This window comes from Aerococcus tenax, from assembly GCF_003286645.3.
Classification (GTDB): domain Bacteria; phylum Bacillota; class Bacilli; order Lactobacillales; family Aerococcaceae; genus Aerococcus; species Aerococcus tenax.
In genome coordinates, this window is the sequence record NZ_CP127382.2 from 91355 (window position 1) to 116033 (window position 24679).

The window sequence follows — 24679 nt, forward strand, 5'->3', positions numbered from 1 at the left end:
ATTAGAAGTATAGTTTGGAGGGCTTACATTTTATAGCCGTGTTTCTATTTGACGCTTACGTTCTGCTTTTGAATTTGGTCATTGAAATATAGTGGGTCAATAACGGCTATCGCCGTTTTGTACTTTATCCGTAAGTCGCTAAAGCTCCAACGGCTAAAGCAGCACCGGCTCGAGCACAAGGTCTCTCGCCTAGCGAGACTCAAAGCCAGAGTGTGACAAAAGTACAAAAGCCCTGAAGAGCTACGCATACTATATCTGTAACTCGCTAGCGCTTCGAACAGCTATAGCAACTGGAATAAACGAAGGTAGAGCCTTACCAAAGGCTCGGACATCGTTTATGAAGTGGACGTCAGGGCTACTTTTGGAACAGGTTTGGACTAGTACGGCTTAACGCCTACGATACAGCTACGCATACTGAATCCGTAACTCGCTTTGCTTCGAACGGCTTCAGCATAATTCGCATCGCTTGCTTGTTCATGGCTAATGACCAATTCAAAGCGTCACTCCTGCTCAAAGCTATTTCTCATAATAAATTTTAATAGCTAGTCAACAATGAAAATAGAAACCTATGTTTCCAGACCTCAAATTAAGGATTTCTTAATAAGAAAGCGCTTGCTATTTATATGTGATGCACTATATAATCTAATAGTACACATTATATACTTTAATATGCCATCTTATAAAAGGAGGAAGTCCAATGAAACAAGTGATTTATGCTTTTAACCAGGGGTCTGCCAAGATGCGTGATCTCTTGGGAGGCAAGGGGGCTAACCTGGCGGAAATGACCCGGCTGGGTTTTCCTGTTCCTAAGGGTTTTACCCTGACCACTGAGGCCTGCCTAGATTACTTAGCCCAGGAAGATAGTGAAGAATTAAGTGATCCAGTCATAGCGTCTATTGACCAAGCGCTAGCTGACTTGGAAAGCGCTACTGAGAAGGCCTTTAATGATCCTGAAAAATTACTATTGGTGTCGGTACGGTCCGGGGCTAGAGAATCTATGCCGGGGATGATGGATACCATTCTCAATGTGGGACTGAACGACCGCAATGTGGAAAGCCTGGCCCAAATCACCCAAGATGAGCGCTTCGCCTATGACTGCTACCGCCGGCTTTTACAAATGTATGGCAATGTGGTCTATGGCTTGGACAGTCAACTTTTTGAGGAGCACTTGGCCCAAGAAAAAACTAAGGCCCAAGTTCGCTTTGACCATGAATTAAAGGTGGATCAATTGAAAGCATTAGTGGCCGCCTACAAAAAGGTTTACCAAGACCAACTAGACTTTGACTTCCCCCAAGAGGTTAAGACCCAGATCTATGAAGCCGTTAAAGCGGTCTTTAAGTCCTGGAACAACCACCGAGCCCGGGTCTACCGAGAGATGAATCACATCCCACATGACTTGGGAACTGCGGTCAATATTCAAGAAATGGTCTTTGGTAATAGTGGCCAAAATAGTGGGACAGGGGTTCTCTTCACCCGTAATCCCGCCACCGGGGAAAGCAAGCTCTTCGGTGAATACTTGGTCAATGCCCAAGGGGAAGATGTGGTTGCCGGCATTCGTACCCCAGCAGTTATTGAAGACCTAAAAGCAGATATGCCAGAAATTTACCAAGAGATCCATGACCTGGCCAAGCAATTGGAAGGTTACTACCACGACATGCAGGATATTGAATTTACCGTTGAAAAAGGCAAACTCTACTTCCTACAAACCCGGAACGGTAAACGGACGGCTAAGGCTGCTGTTAAAATTGCCGTAGACATGGTAGAAGAAGGCCTGATCGATGAAAAAGAGGCCCTTTTGCGGATTAAACCGGCCATGATTGACCAATTACTCCATCCTTCCTTTGATCCCCAAGCCCTGGACCAGGCAGAGGTCTTCTCAAGTCTCGGTTTGGCAGCTAGTCCGGGAGCTGGGTCAGGACAAATTGTCTTCAGTGCCCAAAAGGCTAAAGAATGGCAAGCAGCGGGTAAAAAAGTTATCCTCATGCGTAATGAAACCTCCCCAGAAGATATCGAAGGCATGTCTGCATCAGAAGCCATTGTCACTGCCCATGGTGGGATGACCTCTCATGCCGCGGTGGTGGCCCGGGGGATGGGGAAATGCTGCGTCAGTGGCTGTAGCGACTTGACCATTGATGAAGCAGAGAAAGTAGTCCACTACCCAGGTGGTCAATTGCAAGAAGGGGACACTATTTCAGTTGACGGCAGTCAGGGGAAACTCTACCTGGGAGAAATTCCTACCGCCCTGTCGAACACTGACGAAAACTATCAGAAAATGATGGCATGGGCTAGAAAATATAGCCGACTCAAGGTGCGGATGAATGCTGAAACCCCTGAAGATATCCAAACCGGCTTTAGCTTTGGAGCGGATGGGATTGGTTTAGTCCGGACCGAGCACATGTTCTTTAAGGCCGAGCGCCTGCGGGAGATCCGCCGTTTTATCCTCTCAGTTGATGAAGACCAACGCCAGGCTGCCCTGGAGAAGATCCGTGACTACCAGGTGGAAGACTTTACCAGGATTTTCCAACTCTCACAAGAGGCTCCCGCGGTAATCCGTTTATTGGACCCACCCCTCCATGAATTTATGCCCAAGAGTGATGCTGAAGTAGATGAAGTGGCGACTGACCAAGGCATCAGTGAAGCAGAATTACGCAGTCGGATGGTGCAACTGGCTGAAGTCAACCCCATGTTGGGTCACCGAGGCTGCCGCTTAGCTATGACCTATCCCGAGCTCTATGACCGCCAAGTGGAAGCCATTATTTATGGGGCCATTGCTGCAAGACAAGAAGGCCTTGATCCTCAAGTAGAGATTATGATTCCTTTGGTGAGTGTGGAGCCAGAATTAAATAGGCTGCGTGAGCGCCTCAGCCAAGTCATTGACCGACTCTTAGCCCAGGAAAATGTGACAATCGCTTACACAATTGGTACAATGATAGAGATTCCAAGAGCCTGTTTCATTGCCGATCAATTGGCTCAAGAGGCGGACTTCTTCAGTTTTGGGACCAATGACCTGACCCAAATGACCTATGGCTTTTCACGGGATGATGCCGGGAAATTCATTAACCAGTACCTAGAAGACGGTACCCTAAAACAAGACCCCTTCCAAACCATCGATCCAGAAGGGGTAGGTGCCCTGGTCAAAATCGCAGTCGACAAGGCCCGCCAGACCAAAGCAGGGCTCAAGATTGGGGTCTGTGGGGAACTCGGTGGCGATCCAGCCTCGATTCAGTTCTTTGACCAAGTGGGCTTGGACTATGTCTCCTGCTCGCCTTACCGGGTGCCCCTGGCTCAATTAGCCGCCGCCCAATCCGCCATCCGGCAAGCAAAAGGAAGTCACTAGGTAAAACCAGGATGAGGGGCCAAGTCCACTGGCAGAATAGAGGTAAGCTATGCAATTCACTGACCGACAAAAACAAATCATTGCTATTGTCAAAGACCAAGAACCCATTAGTGGGGAGGCCATTGCCAAGCAATTTGGCCTGTCTAAATCGACCCTAAGAAGTGACTTGGCCTTACTGACCATGACTGGGATCTTAGATGCCCGTCCTAAAGTGGGCTACTTTTATACCGGACTGGGTTTTGATCCCTTATTAGGTCAGAAACTGAGCGAAGTCAAGGTGGCGGAACTCATGGCCAGTCCGGTCAATATTTCAGCCAAGACTACGGTTTACGAGGCCATTACCACCATGTTCCTCTATGATAACGGCTCTTTATATGTGACCGATGAGGACCAACACCTGCAAGGGCTGGTTTCTCGTAAAGACTTATTGCGGTTTTTGGCTACTAAGAGCCAAACAGAATCCCCTGCTGTAGCCTTGATTATGACCCGGATGCCCAATATTGTGGTGGTGGAAAAAGAGACCCTAGTCTTGGAAGCGGGAAAGCTCCTGGTTGACCATAAGGTGGATTCCTTACCGGTCGTTAATAACCGCAAAGACTATCAAGTTCTAGGTAAGATTACCAAAAGCCATTTAGTCGAATTTTTTGTCAATACCTTAGCGAGTGAGGGAGAGTTATGACAGAAGCCAAGCAAGTATTTTTTATCATATCTGACGCTGTCGGCGAAACGGCCCGGCAGGTTACCCGGGCGGCTTTAGCCCAATTCGCTCCCGACTTGAAGAGCGACTTACGCCGCTTTCCCTTTGTGAAGACCCAGGAGGAATTAGGCGAAATCCTTCGTGATGCCCAGGCAGAAGGAGCAATTGTGGCAGCCACCTTTGTCAATGACGACTTGGACCGCTTTGCCCGCCAATATGCCAAGGAACATCAACTCACCTATATTAACTTCCTCCATGAGCTGATCCAGGGGATTGGTCAAGCCACTGGTCTAAGTCCTAAGGAACAGGCTGGAGGCTTACGTAAGGTGGATGACGCCTACCTGGCTCGGATGTCAGCAGTGGAATTTGCTATCAAGTATGATGATGGTAACTACTCCAAGAAAGCTTTCTCCCAGGCGGATATTGTTATCCTGGGCGTGTCACGGTCTTCCAAAACTCCGCTGTCTCTCTATTTGGCTAACCGGGGCTACCGGGTGGCTAACTACCCCTTGATTCCAGAAGTCCGCTATCCCGAAGAACTCTACCAAGTTGACCCTAAGAAAATCTTTGGACTCATGGCTTCGCCCCAATACATTATGAATATCCGAACCAACCGCTTGAAATATTTGGGACTCACATCAGACGCTAAGTATAGCCAGTTAGAACGGATTAAATATGAATTGGTGATGGCTAACGACTTATACCGGGAATTAGGGGCCCATGTCATTGATATTGAGTACAAGTCCATTGAAGAGAGTGGCGCCGAAATTATTGAACATCTTTAAGAATAGAAATGAAGATTTTAACACAATAACTAACAAAAGGGACTGTTGTCGAGCACAGTCCCTTTTTTAGCAATGTTTTTATTCTTTAGCTCTAGCGAAGAGGCTACGGATAATGATAAAGATAATAACGAAAGACAGGAAGTCGATGAAAAGATTATCTAAGTTGATCCAGTTGCCTATGATACTCTGAATAATAAAAGATATAGCAAAGATGACAACATCGATTATAAAATTTTTCATATTTTCTCACTCCTAAAATTAAGTAAATGTCGTCTCTATCTGTAAATTAACATAGTTGAGAATTTCATCCAAGTGAGAAAACTAGCTTCACTTAATAGGACGTAAAAGCTCTTTTTCTTGATGATTTTGATCTTCTTGGGAAATTAATGGGCTTAGGCTGGGGAAAATGATACAATTAAAGATAGAACAATAAGTTTTGGTAGAAGTGATCATCTATTAAGACTTAAGAGGTGAAAGGGGAGGCCCGGTGGCGCGTAAAAGAAAGAAAGCTCCTAAGGTAAAACTTAAAAAGTACTTTTGGCCCAAACAAAGAAAGCGACGATTCGCTGTGATGATCTTGATGGCCCTCTCTTTACTGGGCTTGACCTACTGTGCCAATCACTTCTTGCCTTATTTTAATTTTTCTGCCTACCAATGGAAGGATAAGGAAATGAGTGACCAAGAGGCTGCCTTCATCAATCAAATTGGTAACTATGCCACGCTTAATTATTCCCAATCCCAAGTCTTACCCAGTGTCGTCATTGCCCAAGCCATTTTGGAATCGGACTTTGGCAAGAGCCAGTTGGCTAGCCAGTATGGGAATCTTTTCGGGCGTAAGGCAGGGGCGGGGGAACCGAGTGTGGCCCTGTCGACTCAAGAACATGGTCCAGGGGGCTGGGTAACCATTACCGATCACTTTAAGGTTTATCCCGACTGGCAGAGCGCGGTGATTGACCATGGCAATTTAATGGTTAATGGCACCGATTGGAACCCCGATCTCTACCTAGGTGTCAGACAAGCGCGTCATTACCGTCAGGCGACCAAGGCCCTGGCTGAGGCGGGTTATGCGACAGATCCCGGCTATGCGGACAAATTGAACCACTTAATTGAAAGTTACGGTCTCATGCAATTTGATCCCTAGACCAAAAAAGGAATATATTTAGCTAATAATTTTTGGTATCATTAAAAGGAAATTTAACGTTTGCGAGGGAGGAAGCAAGAATGGCTAAGTCTATGAGTTATAAGGAGAAAGCTTATCGCTATTTGAAAGAACAAATTGATAATAACGTGTTGTTAGCAGGCACTCATTTAAAAGAAAATGATTTAGCTAAACAATTGGATATGTCGCGTACCCCCATTCGCAAGGCCTTGGACCAACTGGCCAAGGAAAAATATGTCCGGATTGAGCCCTATAAGGGGGCCGTGGTTTGTAAGAATACCCTTAATTCCAAGGCGATTGTGGAACGGCTCCAATTTATTGAGCTCTTGGTGACGGCCCTCTTTAAGCAAATGGAAAATAAGGGCATCACGGTCAATACCAAGCAGTTAGACGAAATCGCCCACCATTTAAAGTGGGATAAGACCATTGACCAGATTAATGACTATTATGATGCTGAGGCCAAGCTCTTCCAGCTCTTGGTTTCTTATCATTCCAATGCTTACTTCCGCCGGGTGACTCTGGATACAGTCTTAAACCTGCATGAACTCTATATCAATGAAGCCAAAAAACGGGAAGAGCGCTTCTTAGCAGAGTTAGAAGACATGCAAAATATCTATCCACCCTTCATTCAGGCCCTCAAAGACGGCGACTACCCACAGGCTAACAAATATATCCGCATGTGGATCAATAAACTGATCCTGCAACAAATAAATTATTAAAAGAAGAGTGCGACAAGCGCGTCAAAAGGCAAGACCACTGGAACGGAAAGGCGGAAGAATTCACGTAGAGAATTCGTCGACTTTCCGTGAAGTGGATGCTTGCCTTGCGCTTGGAGCAGGTTTTGATTGAGTGTGACTGGAGCACATTTTGATTAGATAATTCGTATTTTGAAAAGAGACTTTCGTCTCGTCATCTCTTTTAATGATCACCAAGACGATTTAGTAAACAAGTTAAACAAAATACCAAAGAGGTTGGACTCAAATCCAGCCTTTTTCCATTTCAATGCATTTAGCCTAAAGGTACTTCAAGCTCGAGGTGAGCTCTATCTCAGAAGTGAAGCGAGTTACAGATATAGTATGCGTAGCTCTACCGATCTTTGGCGCACCCTTCACACTCTATATCTAAACTGTTTGATGGCGGGATATAGAAGTGATAGACTATTAAAGAATATCAGAACGGAGGTTTGGTATGACCCATATTAATCAATTAATCGACGGTCTCAATCCACAACAAAAAGCAGCAGTCCAATATACAGAAGGTCCCCTCTTAATTATGGCTGGGGCGGGATCGGGGAAAACCCGAGTCCTCACCCACCGCATGGCCTATTTATTAGAAGAAAAAGCGGTCCGGCCTTGGAATATCCTGGCCATTACCTTTACCAATAAGGCCGCCAATGAAATGAAAGAACGGGTGAAAAACTTAGTTGGCGAAGCCGCAGATACCATGTGGGTAAGTACCTTCCACTCCATGTGTGTGCGGATTTTGCGCCGGGAAGCGGAAGCCATCGGTCTCTCTCGGTCCTTTACCATTGCTGATCCGGCCGAACAACAAAGTTTAATTAAGCGGATCATGAAGGATCATAATTTGGATACCACCCAATTCAAACCCAAGATGATCTTAGGCAAGATTTCTGATGCCAAGAATAACTTGCTTGGCCCCAAGGAATACCGGGAAGAGTACTCTGGCTTTATCGAAAATATAGTAGCCGACCTCTATGAAGACTACCAAGCTGGCCTCCAAGCCGCCCAATCCTTGGACTTTGATGATTTGATTATGTTGACGGTCCGCCTATTTAAGGAACAACCCGAGATTCTTTCTTATTACCAACAAAAATTCCATTATATTCACGTGGACGAATACCAAGATACCAATGAAGCCCAATACCGCCTGGTCAAGCTCTTAGCCGATTACTTCAAGAATATCTGTGTGGTTGGGGACGCTGACCAAAGTATCTACGGCTGGCGGGGAGCCAATATGGAGAATATCCTTAACTTTGAAAAGGATTATCCTCAAGCTAAGGTGATTCTCCTCGAACAAAACTACCGGTCCACCAAGACTATTCTCAAAGCGGCCAATGAAGTCATTCAAAACAATGTCCACCGCCAAGCTAAGAAGCTCTGGACTGATAACCAGGCTGGTGGGAAGATTAACTATTACCGGGCTCAAAACGAACAAGATGAGAGTCACTATGTCTTGGATAAGATCCGCCAAGCCACCACTGACAAGGACTATCAATACAAGGACATCGCCATCCTCTACCGGACCAATGCCCAGTCCCGGACCATGGAAGAAGCCCTGGTCAAGGCCAATATTCCTTACCGGATTGTCGGCGGGCTCAAGTTCTACGATCGTAAGGAAATTAAAGACGTCCTGGCTTACTTGCGTCTCCTAACCAATCCCCAAGATAACCTGTCTTTCACCCGGATTATTAACGTGCCTAAGCGGGGGATAGGACCAGGCACCCTGGATAAGCTGCGTCTCTTTGCTAGTGAACATGGCTTAACCCTCTTACAGGCCGCTCAAAAGGTAGATTATGCGCCTATTTCAGGGAAAGGCGCTAAGTCGCTCAAGAAATTTGCGGACATGATGACCAAGCTGCAAAAACAAAGAGAATTTCTTACCATCACCGACCTCACCGAAGAGGTCATAGATAAGTCGGGTTATTTAGCCGACCTCAAGGCCCAAAAGACCTTGGAAGCGACGGCCCGAATTGAAAATATTGAAGAATTTCTTTCCGTGACCCGGGCCTTTGACGAACGTTGGGAGAAGGAAGCTGACCAACGCCAAGCCCTAGCCGAAATTACCCAGACTGACCAAGCCGGGAATGCGGTTGAACCGGTGAATATCATGGATGATTCCAGTCAAGATGACCAAGCAGGGGAAGTGTCGCTCTTGAGCCCCGAAGAATTAGATGCCGGACTGGGTCAAGCAGCCTTACTTGGCTTAGATCCGGGTGCGGATGCTAGTGATGATGCTCTCTTGGCCTTTATTACCGACCTATCCCTAGTTTCTGACCTGGATGAGAGTGAGACTAATGAAGAAGCAGGACAAGTCAACCTCATGACCCTCCATGCCGCTAAGGGGCTGGAGTTTCCCATCGTCTTTATCATTGGTATGGAAGAGGGCATCTTCCCTCTTTCCCGGGCTAGCGAAGACGATGAGGAATTAGAAGAAGAGCGCCGTCTGGCCTATGTGGGGATTACCCGGGCAGAAGAGGAGCTCTATCTCACCAACAGTTACTCCCGCATGCTCTACGGCCAACATAAGAGCCATCCAGAATCACGTTTTATCACGGAGATTGACGATGAACTCTTAGCCAAGGAAGACCATAGCCCGCTCTCAATGGGGAGCTTCTCTTCCAGCCGACCGGCCTACTATAATCGCAGAAGCCGGGTCTCCAAGTCTGCGGCCAAAGCCCAAGAAAAACGGTCGATCTTTGCTAAGGGTTCTAGCCAATCCCAAGCCAAGAGCAGTGAAGCGGTGGAATGGCAGGTTGGCGATAAGGCCCGCCATAAGGTTTGGGGAGTAGGCACCGTGGTCAAGGTAACCGGAACGGACAATGACCAAGAATTAGATATCGCCTTTAAGGGGCAGGGGATTAAGCGCTTGTTAGCGGCCTTTGCACCCATTAGTAAAGAAGATTAGGAGGTTTTGCTGTGACAAAAGAAGAGCAAGCGCAGGAAAATAGCCAAGGGGTCCAGGAAAGAATGGTAGAATTGGTTGACCAGTTAAACCACTATGCCCATGAGTACTATGTCTTAGACCAACCCAGTGTCAGTGATGACCTCTATGACAAGACCTACCGTCAATTGGAAGAACTGGAAGCCAGCCATCCCGAATTAATTCAAAGCGACTCCCCCACACAAAGGGTTGGGGATGTTTTAAATGAAAAGTTTGACAAGGTTCACTTTGACCATCCCATGTTGTCCTTGGGCGACGTCTTTAGCCAGGAAGAATTGATGGCCTGGGTAGACGGGGTTCAAAAGGAATTTGGAACAGATACCGAATTTGTCTGTGAAATGAAAATTGACGGCCTGTCTGTCTCCCTGCTCTACCAAGACGGACGCTTGGTCAGAGGGGCCACCCGGGGTGACGGTAATACGGGAGAAAACATTACCAACAACATTAAAACTATCTCCTCCATTCCCCTCCGCTTACAAGAACCCTTAAGTGTAGAAGTTCGGGGAGAAATTTATATGCCCAAGGCTTCCTTTGCTAAATTGAATGAAGAACGGGAAGCAGCCGGTCTGGCGGCTTTTGCCAATCCGCGTAACTCAGCGGCAGGCTCGGTCCGTCAATTAGACCCCAAAGTGACCGCCAAGAGAAATCTGAATGTCTTTCTCTATACTGGTGTCTTACCTGCCGATGCGGGGGTCAATAGTCAAGCAGAACTGTTGACCAGCTATCCTCAATGGGGGCTCAGGGTGAACCCAGAATTTAAGTTGACCCATAGTAAGGAAGAAATTTGGGACTATGTCGAACATGTGAGTCAGGTTCGCCATGACCTGGCCTATGATATTGACGGCATTGTGATCAAGGTCAATGACTTCGACCAACAGGAAGAATTAGGCTACACCGTCAAGGCGCCACGCTGGGCCATTGCCTATAAGTTCCCCGCTGAACAGGCGAAAACCACTATTCGGGATATTGAATGGACCGTGGGGCGGACTGGGGTAGTGACTCCTACTGCCGTCATGGATCCGGTCCTAGTGGCAGGGTCGACCGTGCAAAGGGCTTCCCTACATAATATGGACTTGATCCAAGCCAAGGATATCCGCCTTCATGACACCGTGATGATCCATAAAGCTGGGGATATTATCCCTGAAGTGGTTAGCGTGGTGACGGAAGACCGGGATGCTGATAGTGAACCCTATCCAGAACCTGAAAATTGTCCCATCTGTCAGAGCGACCTCGTCCACTTAGAAGATGAAGTCGCCCTCCGTTGCGTTAACCCCGCCTGTCCGGCCCAGGCTAAGGAGAAACTCTTCCACTTTGTTTCTCGGAATGCCATGGATATTACCGGGGTGGGGCCAGCGGTCATTACCCAATTGTACGAGAAGGGTTATGTCAAAGACCCTAGTGACCTCTATCAATTAGATGAAGGCACCCTCCTGACCCTAGACAAGGTCAAGGAAAAATCGGCCCAAAACATCCTCCAAGCCATCGACCAGAGCCGGAAAAATTCCTTGGAACGGCTCCTCTTTGGCTTAGGGATCCGCCATGTGGGCGTTAAGGCAGCCCGCGATATTGCCATGACCTTTGGCTCTATGAAAGCCATCCAGGACGCTGAACGGGAGGCCATTTCCGCTATTGACGGGATTGGTGAAATCATCGCCGACAGTGTGGAGGAATACTTTGCTAACGATGAGGTGACTGCCTTAGTCAACCGCCTGAGTGAGCGGGGGGTTAATATGACCTACCTCGGCGCTAGCCCGCAAACTTTAGCCAATGTGGATTCCTTCTGGCAGGGCAAGACCGTGGTCTTAACTGGCAAGCTAACTCACTATAGCCGCCAAGAAGCCAAGGCCCTCATTGAAGGCCAAGGCGGAAAAGTCACCGGTTCCGTTTCCAAGAATACCGATGTGGTCGTGGCTGGTGAGGATGCCGGCAGTAAATTGACCAAGGCCCAAGACTTAGATATTTTAATTTTTGATGAAGAAGAGATGTTGAGTCACCTAGAAGATGCCTAGTCACTTGATTTCGTGTTAGAATAGTATGGACTCTACAGATATCGTGATAAAGGAGAGCATACCGTGAAAAAACGCATCCAACATATGATCGTGATTGGCTTAGCGTCACTGAGCCTGTTAGTAGCTTGTGGGAGGGACGCCCAACCTAAATCAACCGCTGGGCAAACCCAAACCACGGAAGAATCAAGTAGTGAAGAGGAAGAAAGTGGTAAGAAGAACACCCTTACCGAGGCTTACTATCCTGCCGCTATCAAAGATGGCAGCTATCCCTTAAGTAACAGCCGGGGGACCCTGTCTAGTCGGACTAGCCAGGCCAACCTGGAAAATATGGAACGTGGTCTCTATGAATTAATGAAGAATGCCTATCCCACCGATGAGTATTCCTTGGCGGAAGGCCAGGTCCTCTCCAAAGACAAGATCACTTCCTGGCTCAAGCCCAAGTCTCAGGACAATCCTGAAGGGCTTAACCCCGAAGCCAGCGCCGCGAGCGACCGCGATCAATTCCAACACCGTTATTTGAATTCCATCTTGGAATACAATTTAATGCAAGAAAATGGGGATGACTATGACTTGAAAGTCATCAGTCTCGGCCTGGCCATGAACGCCGAAGACCGCTTCCAAAACAAGGATACCGAAGAAACGGTGGAAATTAGCCGCGACCAGGCCCTCCAAGAAGGCAAGGCCATGGCCCAAACCGTTGTTGAACGCATCCGCCAAGAAGGGAAATACGGTCAAACCCCGATCCAAATCGCCCTTTTCTATAATGATAAGCAAAACAGTCTAGGTGGCGGGGCTTACATGGCTGAAGCCATTGCTGAACCAGGAGCAGGCCTAGGGAAGTGGAAGGAATACAACCGCCAATACGTCGTTTACGGGGTCGACCAAGCTCCCCGTGAGGAAGACAATACCTCATTCAGCCGCTTCCGTGGCGAAATTGAGTCCTTCTTCCCTGAATTAAGTGGGATTGTCGGCGTCGGCCAGTACGATAACGGCAAGTTAAATGGGATTGACTTCCATATCAATACTCCCTTTGACGGCTATACTGAAAATATCGCTCTGGTCCAACACGTCATTGCCAGTCTGGACGCCATCTATCCTAAAGACGTACAAATGCAGGTGACCGTCGAAGGCCCAAGCCGAATGACCGCCAACATCACCCGCCTCTCCGGCCAAGGTAAATTCCAATATACAGTTTATTAATAGAGAGTGCGACAAGCGCAAAAAGAGGGGAGACCATTGGAAGAAGTACGCAGTAAATCCTCAAAGAGGATTTGCAAGGACTTCTGAAATGGAGCTCACCTCGCGCTTGGAGCAGGTTTGGAAAGAGTGCGACAGTCACGTCCAACTCTTAATTTGTGAGATTTTTTTACAAGAATAAGTAAGTCAGTAAAAATGCCCTAAGAACTTATGTTAAAATAGAACAGTAAATATTTTGAAAAAGAAAAAAGGAGGCCATTATGTCTATCAGCGAACAAGACTTTAAACACGTGGCACAACTTGCAAAACTATCCTTTTCTGACGAAGAGGTAGGTCCCATGAACGACCGCTTTACTGAAATCCTCGATATGGTTGAACAACTCTCTGAAGTGGATACCGAAGGAGTCGAAGTCATGACTCACGGTATTAACCTAAAAAATATTATGCGCGATGATAAACCTGAAGCAGGTACCGATCGTGACCTAATGTTAAAAAATGCGCCAACCAAACGGGATGGCTTTATTGTCGTACCAGCCAGTTTTGATGAAAGTGAGGATTAATCCATATGAGTCGATTTGATGAAAGCATTAAAGGCTTAAACCAACAATTGGTCGATGGAAAAATCACTGCCGTTGAATTGGTACAGTCTACCATTGATCGTATTAAGGAACTCGATGAAACTTACAAGGCCTTTCTCACCCTAGATGAAGAAGGCGCTCTTGCAGCCGCAAAAGCCAGTGATGAAAAAGGTTATTCTACCGACCGTCCCCTACAAGGGATTCCAGTCGGAATTAAGGACAACATCATTACAGAAGGCATTGAAACGACTGCTTCTTCCCATATCTTGGAAGGCTTTGTGCCAGTTTACCAATCCGCCGTGGTGGAAGCCTTAGAAGCCGCTGGCGCCATTACTATTGGTAAATTAAACTTGGACGAATTCGCTATGGGGTCTTCTACCGAAACCTCCTACTTTGGACCAAGTAAAAACCCTTGGGACACCAGCCGGGTACCAGGTGGTTCTTCCGGTGGTTCTGCCGCCGCTGTTGCCTCTGGTGAAGTTGTCGCTTCCCTAGGTTCTGATACCGGTGGTTCTATCCGTCAACCAGCCGCCTATAACGGGATTGTGGGGATGAAACCTACTTATGGCCGGGTATCACGCTGGGGCTTAATTGCCTTTGGCTCTTCCCTAGACCAAATTGGTCCTATGACTAGAACCGTTGAAGACAACGCCTTGGTGCTTAACGCCATTGCTGGCCATGACCACCGTGATTCTACTACTGCTGATATTGAAGTTCCTGACTTCACCGCCCAATTAGGGGAAAGCATCGAAGGTCTACGGATCGCCGTTCCTGAAGAATTCTTCACCAACGGGATCGAAGCCGATGTCCAAGACCGGGTCGAAAAAGCCATTGACAAACTTGAATCCATGGGAGCCATCGTGGAAAAAGTCCACTTCCCACTCTTAAAATACGGGATTCCAGTTTATTACATTGTGGCTTCCTCAGAAGCTTCTTCCAACTTGCAACGTTTTGACGGGGTTCGTTACGGCTACCGGGCAGACGACATCCAAGACCTGGAAGACCTCTATGTCCGCAGCCGTTCAGAAGGTTTCGGTGACGAAGTCAAAATGCGGATTATGTTAGGGACCTTCTCCCTATCATCAGGCTACTATGACGCTTACTTCAAGAAAGCCGGTAAGGTCCGTACCATGATCCGTCAAGAATTTGAAGAACTCTTTGAAAAATATGATGTTGTTGCTGGTCCAGTCACCACCTCAACCGCCTTCAAATTCGGTGAAAAATCCGATGACCCAATTGAAATGTACTTAGCCGACCTCTTAACCGTTCCTGTGAACTTGGCCGGCCTACCAAGTATTTCGGTACCTTGTGGCTTCGACAGCGATAACTTACCAATCGGTTTACAATTAATTGGTAACTATTTCGACGAAGCGACCTTGTACAAGACCGCTTATGCCTACGAACAAGCTACCGACCACCATACCAAACATCCAGAGTAGAAGGGAGATTATTACATGAATTATGAATCAGTTATTGGCTTAGAGATCCACGTTGAGTTAAAAACGCAATCCAAAGTTTTCTCCCCAACACCTACCAGTTTTGGTGCCGATCCTAATACCCAAACTAACGTTATTGACTGGGGTTACCCTGGTGTCCTACCAGTCACCAACCACCACGCCGTTGAATTTGGTTTACGGGCAGCCTTAGCCTTGAATTGTGAAGTTAACCCGGTTCAAAGCTTTGACCGCAAGAACTACTTCTATCCAGACAACCCTAAGGCCTACCAAATTACCCAATTAGACCGTCCTTTAGGGGAACACGGTTATGTGGATATTGAACTGGAAAATGGGGAAACTAAACGTATCCGCATCGAACGAATCCACTTAGAAGAAGACGCTGGGAAGAGTATCCACGCTGAAGGTGACACCTTAGTCGACTTAAACCGTCAAGGGACGCCTTTGGTGGAAATCGTTTCTGAAGCCGACATGCGTTCACCAGAAGAAGCTTACGCTTACCTAGAAAAAATCCGCGAAACCATGATGTTTATCGATGTTTCTGACGTGAAGATGGAAGAAGGCTCCATGCGTTGTGACGCCAACATCTCCTTGCGCCCTTATGGCCAAGAAGAATTCGGGACCAAGACCGAAATCAAGAACTTGAACTCCTTCTCCAACGTCCGTCGCGGTTTGGCTTACGAAGAAAAACGTCAAGCCCAAGTCTTAAACCGGGGTGACCGGGTGGTTCAATCTACCCTCCGTTGGGACAAGGATAATCAAAAGACCATCCTCATGCGGGTTAAAGAAGGGGAAGCTGATTACCGTTACTTCCCAGAACCTGACCTGCCTGAATTTACCGTCAGTGAAGAATGGTTGGACGAAATCAGAAAATCGATTCCAGAAATGCCAGCTGAACGTCGGAAACGCTATGTCGAAGAATACGACCTGCCTGACTATGACGCTATGGTCTTGACCCAAACCTTAGTGATGTCTGACTTCTTCGACCAAGCCGTTAAACTGGGTGGCGACCCTAAGCAAGTCTCCAACTGGTTGATGGGTGAAGTCTCCGCTTACATGAATGACAATGAAAAGACCTTAGACGAAATCGGTCTAACGCCAGAAAACTTGACCGAAATGATCGACTTGATCGCTAACGGGACCATTTCTTCAAAAATTGGTAAGAAAGTCTTCAAGCACCTGGCTGAAAACGGCGGTTCTGCTAAGGAATATGTGGAAAAAGAAGGTTTGGTTCAAATTTCTGACCCAGAAACCTTGCTACCAATGATTAACGAAGTCATTGACAATAACCCACAATCCCTAGAAGACTACCGGGCTGGTAAGAAGAAAGCTATGGGCTACTTGGTTGGTCAATTGATGAAACAAACCAAGGGTCAAGCCAACCCACAAGTCTTGAACAAACTCTTAAAACAAGAATTAGATAAACGTTAATGTACTTTCTCAGTATATAAAAAAATGTCACATCCGTTTGGGTGTGGATTTTTTCTTGGATTCTTTGCCTTTGTTTCTCGAGAAGATGCAAAAAGAGACAGACTAGAACAAATATTGTTTATTTACTGTCAACTTAAGCTAAAAAGTTGGTTTATTGGTATTGTTTGGGGTATTATTAGGGCTAATTATACAGTGCGATCACTGTAGCTTTAATATAAATAAAAAAAGAATTTAATTATGCTTTTAAGATGTTAATATATAGTTTAACTAAATTAACTTATATCATTAGTGTAATATTGTATAAGTTAAAGTCTTCGATTGCATGGAGGAGAACAATGGAGAAGAATTATAGATATGCCATAAGAAAAACCACCTTGGGGGTGGGGAGTGTCGCCATTGCTGCCTTCTTAGCTGGCCAAGGCCAAGAAGTGCAAGCGGCGGAACAGCCCGCTCAGCCAAGTTCGGCTCTAGCAGTTGATGCAGTCAACCCTGCTGACCAAGCCGGCTACTATGCCTCAGAAGGGGCGCCGGTCAACACTGACCAGCCCACATCTGGTGAAGCCGCTAACACATCCGGTCTACCTGCCGATACTGTCAACGGGCCAATTGTGCCAGCCAATGCATCCAATCCGGACTATTCAGATAATGAGAAGAATGTTGGAACCTACCGGCAGTCAGAAATGGCCAATAATGGGATAGGTTATACAACTAGTGAACAAGCAGGGAAGACGGAAGGGGTAAGTCATCAAGTACTTAACCCTTCGAACTCATCACCTGATAAGAAAGCTTACGGAATTGATATTTCAATTGATCGTAATGACTCTGAAAGGACTTATAACCTTGTAGCGATTACTGATTCAAGTAGAACAGCTCCTGTTAGATTTGGGACTAAAGACTATGAAGAAGTAGGAAATCCTACGATAATTAATAATAAGGTTGTAGATTATAAGCCAACAGCTGAAGTAGTAATTGCTAGGGCTGGCCAACAAAAGAACATCAATTCAGAGCTAAATGAAGAAGATCTCAAACATATAAACAATTTTAATAATAAGAGTACTACTATTTCATTTAGGGATAATTATACAAAAAATAATACAATTACTGCCGATCATTTATTAAGTGGAGGAAATTTTAACCTTACTTTTGGTGTTAATCCCTATCCAAATGAGAATGCTAACTTATCTCTGATCAAGGTAGCTGGGGATACCAATGTTAATCGGGTAGCTGTCAAGGAAGGTTATATTAAGACTGGGGCCCATATTGAAAATCTCGATCCGGCTGATTATGACCGAGTAGTGGGCCAAGTCTACCATCCAGATGGATCTGTGGTGAAAGAAGCCAATGCCTTTATCGTAACACCTTCTAACATTGAAGAATTCAAAACTAAGTTAGGTAATGATATTAAACTTGGGCAAATCATCTTTGCAATGCCTAAGGGAGCTTTGGAAGACCCTAATTCTATCTTCAACACTGAAAAATTTAAGGGCATCCAAACTCTTAAAGCTCAGTTCTTTGCACGTCCACGTACTAAGGAAGAATTTGAATCTGTAGCATCTACGGGTGTGGATACTACTGGTTATGTTCATACTTACGTCGAAACTGGCGCCGGCACCCAAGCTCTCAACCACAACGGTGAGACGGTTATTGCTGACAAGCAAGGTATCGCCCGCTACGATAACTACAACGACCTAGGTTCCATCACCATCAATCTAGACGACACACGATTCTATGATCAATCATTCCTAGATCAAAACCAGAAAGATACAGAAAAGCATACTCACTCGGAAGTAAAACCTGGTCAAGAGTTTAAGGTAGAAATGTATGTGCCTAAGACTCCTGAGGAAAATCAAAAAACAGCTGATGAAATGAAGGCAGCCGATCAGGCAGGTTTGTCAAGGGGTAAGCTTGATAAGCAATTTATAGATATTGCAAATCAAAAAATAGCCGAGCGATTAGGTACAACTGTTGATAAGTTAACTGATGATCAAAAGTGGACCGTAAGTTTTAATAGTAAAAAAGATAGTCAGGGGAATCCAGAAAAAGATGAGGGTAAGATAATAGGAGATATTACAAGCCTTTCTGTTAAAGCTCCAACCAATGCCAGGGCAGGAGACTTTGTAGCAATCCCTGTTGAGTATACTTATACAAATGGTTCAACAGATACCCATTGGTTCCACTTTGTTGTTCAAGATTCTGACAATAACAAGCCAGAATACCATGCTGAAGTTGGTTTCCAAGGGGACAAGCTTGTCAATAAACCAAACCTTCCTGAAAATCCTAATGATAAAAAGAGGGAACCACAATCTTATGAACTTATACCACAAGAGGGTGGCTACAAGGACGATCGAGGCAATGTTTGGTCAGATGTTAAGATTGACCCTAACACAGGTGTAGTAACAGCAATCGTTCCAGAAGATGCAGAGATTATAGGTGGGGAAAATCTTTACATACCAGTAAGGGTTAACTATGGAACTGATTCCGTTACTAACAAACCAATAACCGAAGAAGTCAGAGCCCAATTCATCGCCCGTTCCAAATACAAGACCACCGTTACCGATACCGATGACAAGCTGATCCCTTATGAAACTAAGGAAGAATATGACGACACTCTACCTGCAGGGACCATCCAAGTGGTGACCCCAGGTAAGCCTGGTAAGGAACGGACCATCTTCGAACAAGATGTCATCAATGGCCAAAAAGGTTTGATTGACCCTGCCACTGGCCAATTTACAGCTGGCGACCAACTTTTCCGTAAACGGACTGAAACTATCGAAGAAAAACAAGACCGTTTAGTCAAAGTGGGGGTTAAACCGGTCGAAGAAACGGTAACTATCCCTCGGACCGTCGAAGTCGAAGTGGATCCCAACATGGAAGCAACTGCTGAGCCGGTTGTGGTTGAAGAAGGCCAAGACGGCGTGGTAACTGTGAAGACGACCAGAGACCCACAAACGGGCGCGGTTAACATCACTAAGACCACCACGACACCAGCCCAGCCTAAGAAGGTCAAAGTCGGCACCAAGACCACAGGGACCGTTGTCGATACCGACGAGATCCCATTCGCCTACACCGTGGAATTCGACCCTAACTTCTACACCAACTATCCTGACGCGACTGAAAACTACAAGGTCGTGACCCCAGGACAAGCTGGGTCCAACAAGAAGACCTGGACTATTGAGAACTCCAAGGTCGTGGGTGAGCCTGTTGTGGAAACCGTGGCGCCAGTCAACGCGGTCATCAAGGTCGGCCAAAAAGATTACAATGGCTCCTTTGAAACCGTGGACAAGGACCCAGTTCCTTACGAAACCGAATATATTGTCGATAATACTTTGGCACCAGGTACAGAAGTGGTTGAAAACCCAGGTGCTCTCGGTGAGAAGACCACCACAACCACCCATACCATCCAAAATGGTCAAGTGACTGGCTCAACCCCAGGACAAACTGTTCAGACCAAGGATCCCGTTAAACGCGTTGTACGCATTGGGGCGAAGACCAATGGCAGTCACCAAGTGACGGAACCGATTCCATTCCAAGTGGAAGTGAAGACCGACCCATCACTTAAGAAGGGCGAATACAAGGTCGCAAATCCTGGTAAGGCAGGCAGCCAAACCAAGACTCTGACCATCGAAAATTCTCAAGTGATCGCTACTTCTGAGCCAACCATTAATGAACAAGCAACCAATGCGGTTGTTTTAGTGGGCGACCAAGACTTTACCGGCGAAGTCAGCCACGATGTGACTGAAAAAGTTCCATTCCCTGTCAAGGTCATTGAAGATCCAAGCCTAGATAAGGGCACTTACCATGTGGACCAAGAAGGGGTTCCAGGAACTAAGACCACCACTTACACCCAAGCCATCAAGAATGGGGCTGCGGATGGGGCATTGACCTCAACCGTCAAGTCGGAAACGGCACCAACCGAACACATCATCCGTGTTGGCACCAAGCCTTTAGCGGGTTCAACCAATGTGACGACCACTAACCAAAAACCATTCGACGTAGAAATTAAATACGACAACACCAAGCCAGCTGGCACGGTCGAAGTCCTGCCAAATACAGGGATTCCAGGTGAAGAGACCCAGACCACTCCAGTTACTGCTGAAGATGGGACAGTGACACCAGGATCTACCACAACAACCGAAACCAAGGCTCCTGTCAACAAGGTGATTGTTGTCGGGACCCAGGGCTATAACGGTGAATTCAGCCATGAATACACCAATGTGGTTCCTTTTGAAACCGAAGTTGAAGTCGACCCAAGTCTGGCTCCAAATGCAGTGGTTGAAGTTCAAAAAGGCCAATTAGGTGAAACCATCACCAAGGTCAGCCAAAGCATTACTAACGGTGTTCCTGGTGAGAAAGTGGTTTCTGACCCTGTTCAAACTAAGGCACCAGTTAACCGCAAGATCAAGGTAGGCGCCAAGACCAATGGCCAACATTCTCACACCGAAGAGATTCCGTTTAAATACACGGTTGAGTATGACCCAAGCATTAAAGCAGGCGAATACAAGATAGAAGTTCCTGGTACGCCAGGCCAAAGAACAACGACATGGACCATTGAAAATTCCAAGATCGTTGGCCAAGCAGAAGTCACTGAAACAGCTCCTGTAGATGCTGTCATCAAGGTTGGCAATAAGGACTTTGAAGGTAGCTTTACCACCGTCGACAAGAACCCAATTCCATTCCAAGTGGAAGTCAAGGTTGACCCAAGTCTGGCTCCCGGAACGGAAGTTGTGGACCAAGAAGGTGTCCTCGGAGAAGAAGAAACACCAACCAACCATAAGATTGTCAATGGCCAAGTGACCGAATCGACACCAGGTGAGACCAAGCAAACCAAGGCGCCAGTCAATAAGGTTGTTCGCGTTGGGGCCAAGACAGATGGTACTTACACCCATAAGGAAGCTATTCCGTTTGAAGTAGAAGTGCGGAAGGTTAACGACCTCAAGAAGGGCGAATCCAGAGTCGCTCAAGAAGGTCAACCAGGTGAACAAACCACTACCGTAACTATCGAAAACTCCCAAGTTGTCGGTACACCAAGGACTACGACAAGCAAGCAACCTGTCAAACACATTATCGAAGTGGGCGACCAAGACTTTACCGGCGAAGTCTCCCATAATGTCACTGAAACTCTTCCATTCAAGGTGGACATCCAAGAAGATCCAAACCTCCCACTCTTTGAAATCCAAGAAGTTCAAAAGGGTGAGAACGGATCTAAGACCACCAAGTACAGTCAAGCCATTAAGAATGGGGCGGCTGATGGCCAGCTGAAGACGGAAGAAATCGCTCGTACAGAACCGAAGACCCATATCATCAAGGTCGGTACTAAGGCACCAGAAAATGTTGAAAGCAGAGTCAAAGAAGTGCCAGCCGAGATTGAATACGTTTACGATAATACCAAGGACAAGGGAACCGTTGAAAAAGGTGCCTACACCCCAGGTAAGGTTGAAACGAAGATTAAGAATGTCTTCAACCCACAAACTGGTCAAATTGAAACCACAACGGAAGAAGTGGTGACCCCAGCCAAACAAGTGATTGTGGTGGGTACCAAGGACTACACCGGTGAATTCAAGCACACCGAACAAAGCCTGGCACCATTCAAGACCGAATACAAACTTGACCCAAGCTTGAAGCCAGGCCAAGAAGTGGTTGAACAAGAAGGTAAACTCGGTTTAATCGAACGTGATGTCAGTCAGAAATACGTCAATGGAACCATGTCTGATAAGGTCTTTGGTGAAACCCGAGAAGTGATTGCTCCTGAAAATCGGATCGTTCGCATCGGTGCCAAGACCAATGGCAGCCATACCTCTACAGAAGAAATTCCATTTGATGTTAAGGTTGAAGTCGATCCAAGCTTGCCTAAGGGTGAGTATAAAGTGGTGACTCCAGGTCAACCAGGGACTAAGGAAACGACCGTCACCATTGAGAACTCTCAAATTGTTGGCCAACCAGTATCTAAAGTGACCAAGGAACCGGTGACTCAAGTGATCAAGGTCGGCAACCAAGACTTTACCGGTCAAGTGAGCCACACTGAACGCTTCGAAGTGCCTTACAAGGTGGAAGTGCGCGAGAATCCAAATCTCAAGGCTGGCGAAACCAAGCTCGTCCAAGAGGGTCAACCAGGGTCTTATGACGTGACTTACACTCAAGTCATTAAGAATGGCCAAGCTGAAGGTGACTTAGGGCGTACAATTACCAACCCAGTCGAACCAAAAGCTCATATTGTTGAAGTCGGGACTAAGCCTGTTGCAGGCACAGAAACAGCTATCAACAAGGAAATTCCAGTTGAAATTGAATACGTCTTTGATGACAGCCTTGAAAAAGGTCAAGTGGAAACCGGTCAATTGACCCCAGGCAAGACAGAAACTAGAGTCGTTTCTAAAGTAGTGGACGGCCAAGTAGTTAATACGGAAGAGACGGTAGTAACCCCTGCTAAACAAATCGTCCGCGTGGGGTCTAAGGACTTTACCGGTGAATACAAGTTCTCCAATACTTGTCCTGTCCCATTCCCAGTTGAAATCAGAGAAAATCCTGATTTAGCAATTGGAACAACCAAGACGGTTCAAGAGGGAGTGCCTGGTTCTAAGACCACGGACTACACCCAAACCATTAAGAATGGCCAGGCTGAAGGTGCACCGGTCAGCCAAGACGGCGCCTACACCGCACCAAAAGCCCACATCATTGAAGTGGGAACCAAGCCAGTTGCAGGCAATACCCATGAAGTCAACAAGGATGTGCCAGTCGAAACCATCTTTGAATATGACCCGAGTCTTGACAAGGGCAAGGTGGAAACCGTCCAAGTTGTGCCGGGTCATGTGACGACCCAAATTGTCAACAAGGTGGTTGACGGCAAGGTTGTAACAGAAGAAGTCCCAGTAGTGACCCCAGCCAAACATATTGTTAAGGTGGGCACCAAGGACTATACTGGCAGCTTCACTACGGTCGACAAGAATCCAGTGCCATTTGAAGTCGAGTACAAACTGGATCCGACCTTGGAAACCGGCAAAGAAGTTGTTGACCAAGAAGGCGTCTTAGGCGAAGAAGAAACTCCAACCACCCATACCATTGTCAACGGTCAAGTCACCCAATCTAAGCCAGGTGAGACCAAGCAAACTAAAGCGCCAGTCAAGAAGAGTGTCCGCATTGGTGCTAAGACTGATGGTAGCTACACCCATACGGAAGAAATTCCATTTAAGGTGAAAGTGGAAGTTGATCCAAGCCTTAACAAGGGCGAATACAAGGTTGAAACCCCAGGTCAAGTGGGGCATAAGACCACTACGGTGACGGTTGAAAACTCTCAAGTTGTCGGCACACCAAAGGTCGAAGTGACCAAAGAACCGGTAACAGAAGTCATTAAGGTAGGCGATAAAGACTTTACTGGTCAAGTCAGCCATACCGAACACTTCGAGACCGCCTTTAAGGTGATCGTGCGTCGTAACGATGCCCTCAAACCAGGTCAAGTGAAGACCGTTCAAGAAGGCGTAAAGGGCTCCTATGATGTCACCTTTACCCAAAAGATTAAGAATGGCCAAGCGGACGGTTCACTCCAAGCTGACAGTCACAATGAAATTGCTGCGGTTGATCATATCATTGAAGTGGGACCAGATTGTCCAATCTGCCCATCCCGGCCAAGACAAACCAAATCCTGACAAGCCTAATGAAGACAAACCAGGCAATGACACACCAGGTGGACATAGCTCAGAGGATGAAAAACCAGACCAGCCAACACCAGGTGGAAACACCCCAGAAGATGGCAGTCCGGAAGATCCTAGTTCAAATGCTGACAAGCCAGGCAATAAGATCCCAGGTGGTCAAACATCAGAAGATCCTAAGCCAAATGACAAGAAACCAGGTCAAGGCACTTCTGACTCGGACAGACCGGGCGGATCCAAGACCAATGAGGGAGTTCCAGGAAAACATCCATCCGATGAAGACACGCCAGGAAATCCTAGACCAGGAGACAATGTTTCAACGGATAAACACCCAGATGGCAATGTCATAAATGATAAACCTGCAAGTGAGGATCTAAAGATTGACCCTGATTCATCCGCTAGCCTCAGTCCAGTTAGTCATAAGACTAGCTCTACAGATAGCCGCAAACAAGTGCAAGTGGCTTCAGTCTTACCACAAACCGGTGCGGTTGCCTCAGTAAGCGGACTTGGTCTATCCCTACTCCTTGCTGGACTAGGCTGTCTCGGCTTAGACCGTAAGAAGAAAAAATAAGCCTTATATAAAAAACCGTTAACTTTTTAGGAAGTTTGATAAAAGTCAAAAAGTGCCCTAGAGTGGAGTTCGGGGTCAACTTTTGGAATAGGTTTTTAGCCGAAGTGTTAAGCTTCGGCTTTTTTTATTGATTGAGATGA

General features: G+C 46.6%; 14 protein-coding genes. 13 read left to right on the plus strand and 1 reads right to left on the minus strand.

The genetic code is table 11. The features are described from left to right. Positions 1-697: 697 nt before the first annotated feature. Genes ppdK through DBT50_RS00445 form a run of 3 tightly spaced genes read left to right on the plus strand, consistent with a single transcriptional unit; the run spans position 698 to position 4819 of the window. On the plus strand, positions 698-3337 hold the full coding sequence (gene ppdK, locus DBT50_RS00435; protein WP_111852674.1) for a pyruvate, phosphate dikinase: 2640 nt from the start codon (positions 698-700) through the stop codon (positions 3335-3337). A 49-nt stretch (positions 3338-3386) separates the two neighbouring features. Then, positions 3387-4016, plus strand: coding sequence for a helix-turn-helix transcriptional regulator (locus DBT50_RS00440; protein WP_111852675.1), 630 nt, complete (start codon positions 3387-3389; stop codon positions 4014-4016). Continuing rightward, entirely contained in the window at positions 4013-4819 is an 807-nt protein-coding gene (locus DBT50_RS00445; protein ID WP_111852676.1) for a pyruvate, water dikinase regulatory protein, read from the plus strand. Before DBT50_RS00440 ends, DBT50_RS00445 begins: the two co-directional genes overlap by 4 nt. A gap of 78 nt (positions 4820-4897) precedes the next feature. Here DBT50_RS00445 and DBT50_RS00450 read toward each other — a convergent pair whose 3' ends face one another. Further along, positions 4898-5059, minus strand: coding sequence for a hypothetical protein (locus DBT50_RS00450; protein ID WP_181566145.1), 162 nt, complete (start codon positions 5057-5059; stop codon positions 4898-4900). 247 nt (positions 5060-5306) lie between these two features. Between DBT50_RS00450 and DBT50_RS00455 the strand changes: the two genes are divergently transcribed. The 10 genes from DBT50_RS00455 to DBT50_RS00500 all read left to right on the plus strand — a co-directional run bounded on the left by DBT50_RS00455 (position 5307) and on the right by DBT50_RS00500 (position 24539). Continuing rightward, a complete protein-coding gene (locus DBT50_RS00455; RefSeq protein ID WP_111852677.1) occupies positions 5307-5960 on the plus strand; it encodes a glycoside hydrolase family 73 protein in 654 nt (217 codons plus the stop codon). An 80-nt stretch (positions 5961-6040) separates the two neighbouring features. After that, the gene (locus DBT50_RS00460) at positions 6041-6697 is read left to right on the plus strand and encodes a GntR family transcriptional regulator (RefSeq protein WP_060777536.1); all 657 of its coding nucleotides are present in this window, start codon (positions 6041-6043) and stop codon (positions 6695-6697) included. 469 nt (positions 6698-7166) lie between these two features. Continuing rightward, a complete protein-coding gene (locus tag DBT50_RS00465; RefSeq protein ID WP_111852678.1) occupies positions 7167-9623 on the plus strand; it encodes a UvrD-helicase domain-containing protein in 2457 nt (818 codons plus the stop codon). Positions 9624-9685: 62 nt separating this feature from the next. Beyond that, positions 9686-11668, plus strand: a complete 1983-nt coding sequence (gene ligA / locus DBT50_RS00470; protein ID WP_111852697.1) for an NAD-dependent DNA ligase LigA — start codon at positions 9686-9688, stop codon at positions 11666-11668. Positions 11669-11731: 63 nt separating this feature from the next. After that, the gene (locus DBT50_RS00475; RefSeq protein ID WP_111853477.1) at positions 11732-12868 is read left to right on the plus strand and encodes a CamS family sex pheromone protein; all 1137 of its coding nucleotides are present in this window, start codon (positions 11732-11734) and stop codon (positions 12866-12868) included. A 257-nt stretch (positions 12869-13125) separates the two neighbouring features. Beyond that, the gene (gene gatC, locus DBT50_RS00480) at positions 13126-13425 is read left to right on the plus strand and encodes an Asp-tRNA(Asn)/Glu-tRNA(Gln) amidotransferase subunit GatC (protein WP_060777539.1); all 300 of its coding nucleotides are present in this window, start codon (positions 13126-13128) and stop codon (positions 13423-13425) included. A 5-nt stretch (positions 13426-13430) separates the two neighbouring features. Beyond that, on the plus strand, positions 13431-14882 hold the full coding sequence (gene gatA / locus DBT50_RS00485) for an Asp-tRNA(Asn)/Glu-tRNA(Gln) amidotransferase subunit GatA (RefSeq protein ID WP_111852680.1): 1452 nt from the start codon (positions 13431-13433) through the stop codon (positions 14880-14882). 15 nt (positions 14883-14897) lie between these two features. After that, positions 14898-16328, plus strand: coding sequence for an Asp-tRNA(Asn)/Glu-tRNA(Gln) amidotransferase subunit GatB (gatB, locus tag DBT50_RS00490; protein WP_111852681.1), 1431 nt, complete (start codon positions 14898-14900; stop codon positions 16326-16328). A 335-nt stretch (positions 16329-16663) separates the two neighbouring features. Beyond that, positions 16664-23965, plus strand: a complete 7302-nt coding sequence (locus DBT50_RS00495; protein WP_318602841.1) for a G5 domain-containing protein — start codon at positions 16664-16666, stop codon at positions 23963-23965. After that, positions 23907-24539 carry an LPXTG cell wall anchor domain-containing protein gene (locus DBT50_RS00500; RefSeq protein ID WP_318602842.1) on the plus strand — a complete coding sequence of 211 codons (633 nt, stop codon included), beginning with the start codon at positions 23907-23909 and terminating at the stop codon, positions 24537-24539. The genes DBT50_RS00495 and DBT50_RS00500 overlap by 59 nt, the downstream gene beginning before the upstream one ends. The last annotated feature ends 140 nt before the right edge of the window (positions 24540-24679 follow it).

What these genes read in the sequence shown, in the direction of transcription:
- DBT50_RS00495 (WP_318602841.1), top strand. Translation starts at nt 16,664, where the DNA reads ATGGAGAAGAATTATAGATATGCCATAAGAAAAACCACCTTGGGGGTG.
- gatA (WP_111852680.1), top strand. Translation starts at nt 13,431, where the DNA reads ATGAGTCGATTTGATGAAAGCATTAAAGGCTTAAACCAACAATTGGTC.
- DBT50_RS00450 (WP_181566145.1), bottom strand. Translation starts at nt 5,059, where the DNA reads ATGAAAAATTTTATAATCGATGTTGTCATCTTTGCTATATCTTTTATT.
- DBT50_RS00445 (WP_111852676.1), top strand. Translation starts at nt 4,013, where the DNA reads ATGACAGAAGCCAAGCAAGTATTTTTTATCATATCTGACGCTGTCGGC.
- DBT50_RS00460 (WP_060777536.1), top strand. Translation starts at nt 6,041, where the DNA reads ATGGCTAAGTCTATGAGTTATAAGGAGAAAGCTTATCGCTATTTGAAA.
- DBT50_RS00440 (WP_111852675.1), top strand. Translation starts at nt 3,387, where the DNA reads ATGCAATTCACTGACCGACAAAAACAAATCATTGCTATTGTCAAAGAC.
- ppdK (WP_111852674.1), top strand. Translation starts at nt 698, where the DNA reads ATGAAACAAGTGATTTATGCTTTTAACCAGGGGTCTGCCAAGATGCGT.
- DBT50_RS00465 (WP_111852678.1), top strand. Translation starts at nt 7,167, where the DNA reads ATGACCCATATTAATCAATTAATCGACGGTCTCAATCCACAACAAAAA.
- gatB (WP_111852681.1), top strand. Translation starts at nt 14,898, where the DNA reads ATGAATTATGAATCAGTTATTGGCTTAGAGATCCACGTTGAGTTAAAA.
- ligA (WP_111852697.1), top strand. Translation starts at nt 9,686, where the DNA reads ATGGTAGAATTGGTTGACCAGTTAAACCACTATGCCCATGAGTACTAT.
- gatC (WP_060777539.1), top strand. Translation starts at nt 13,126, where the DNA reads ATGTCTATCAGCGAACAAGACTTTAAACACGTGGCACAACTTGCAAAA.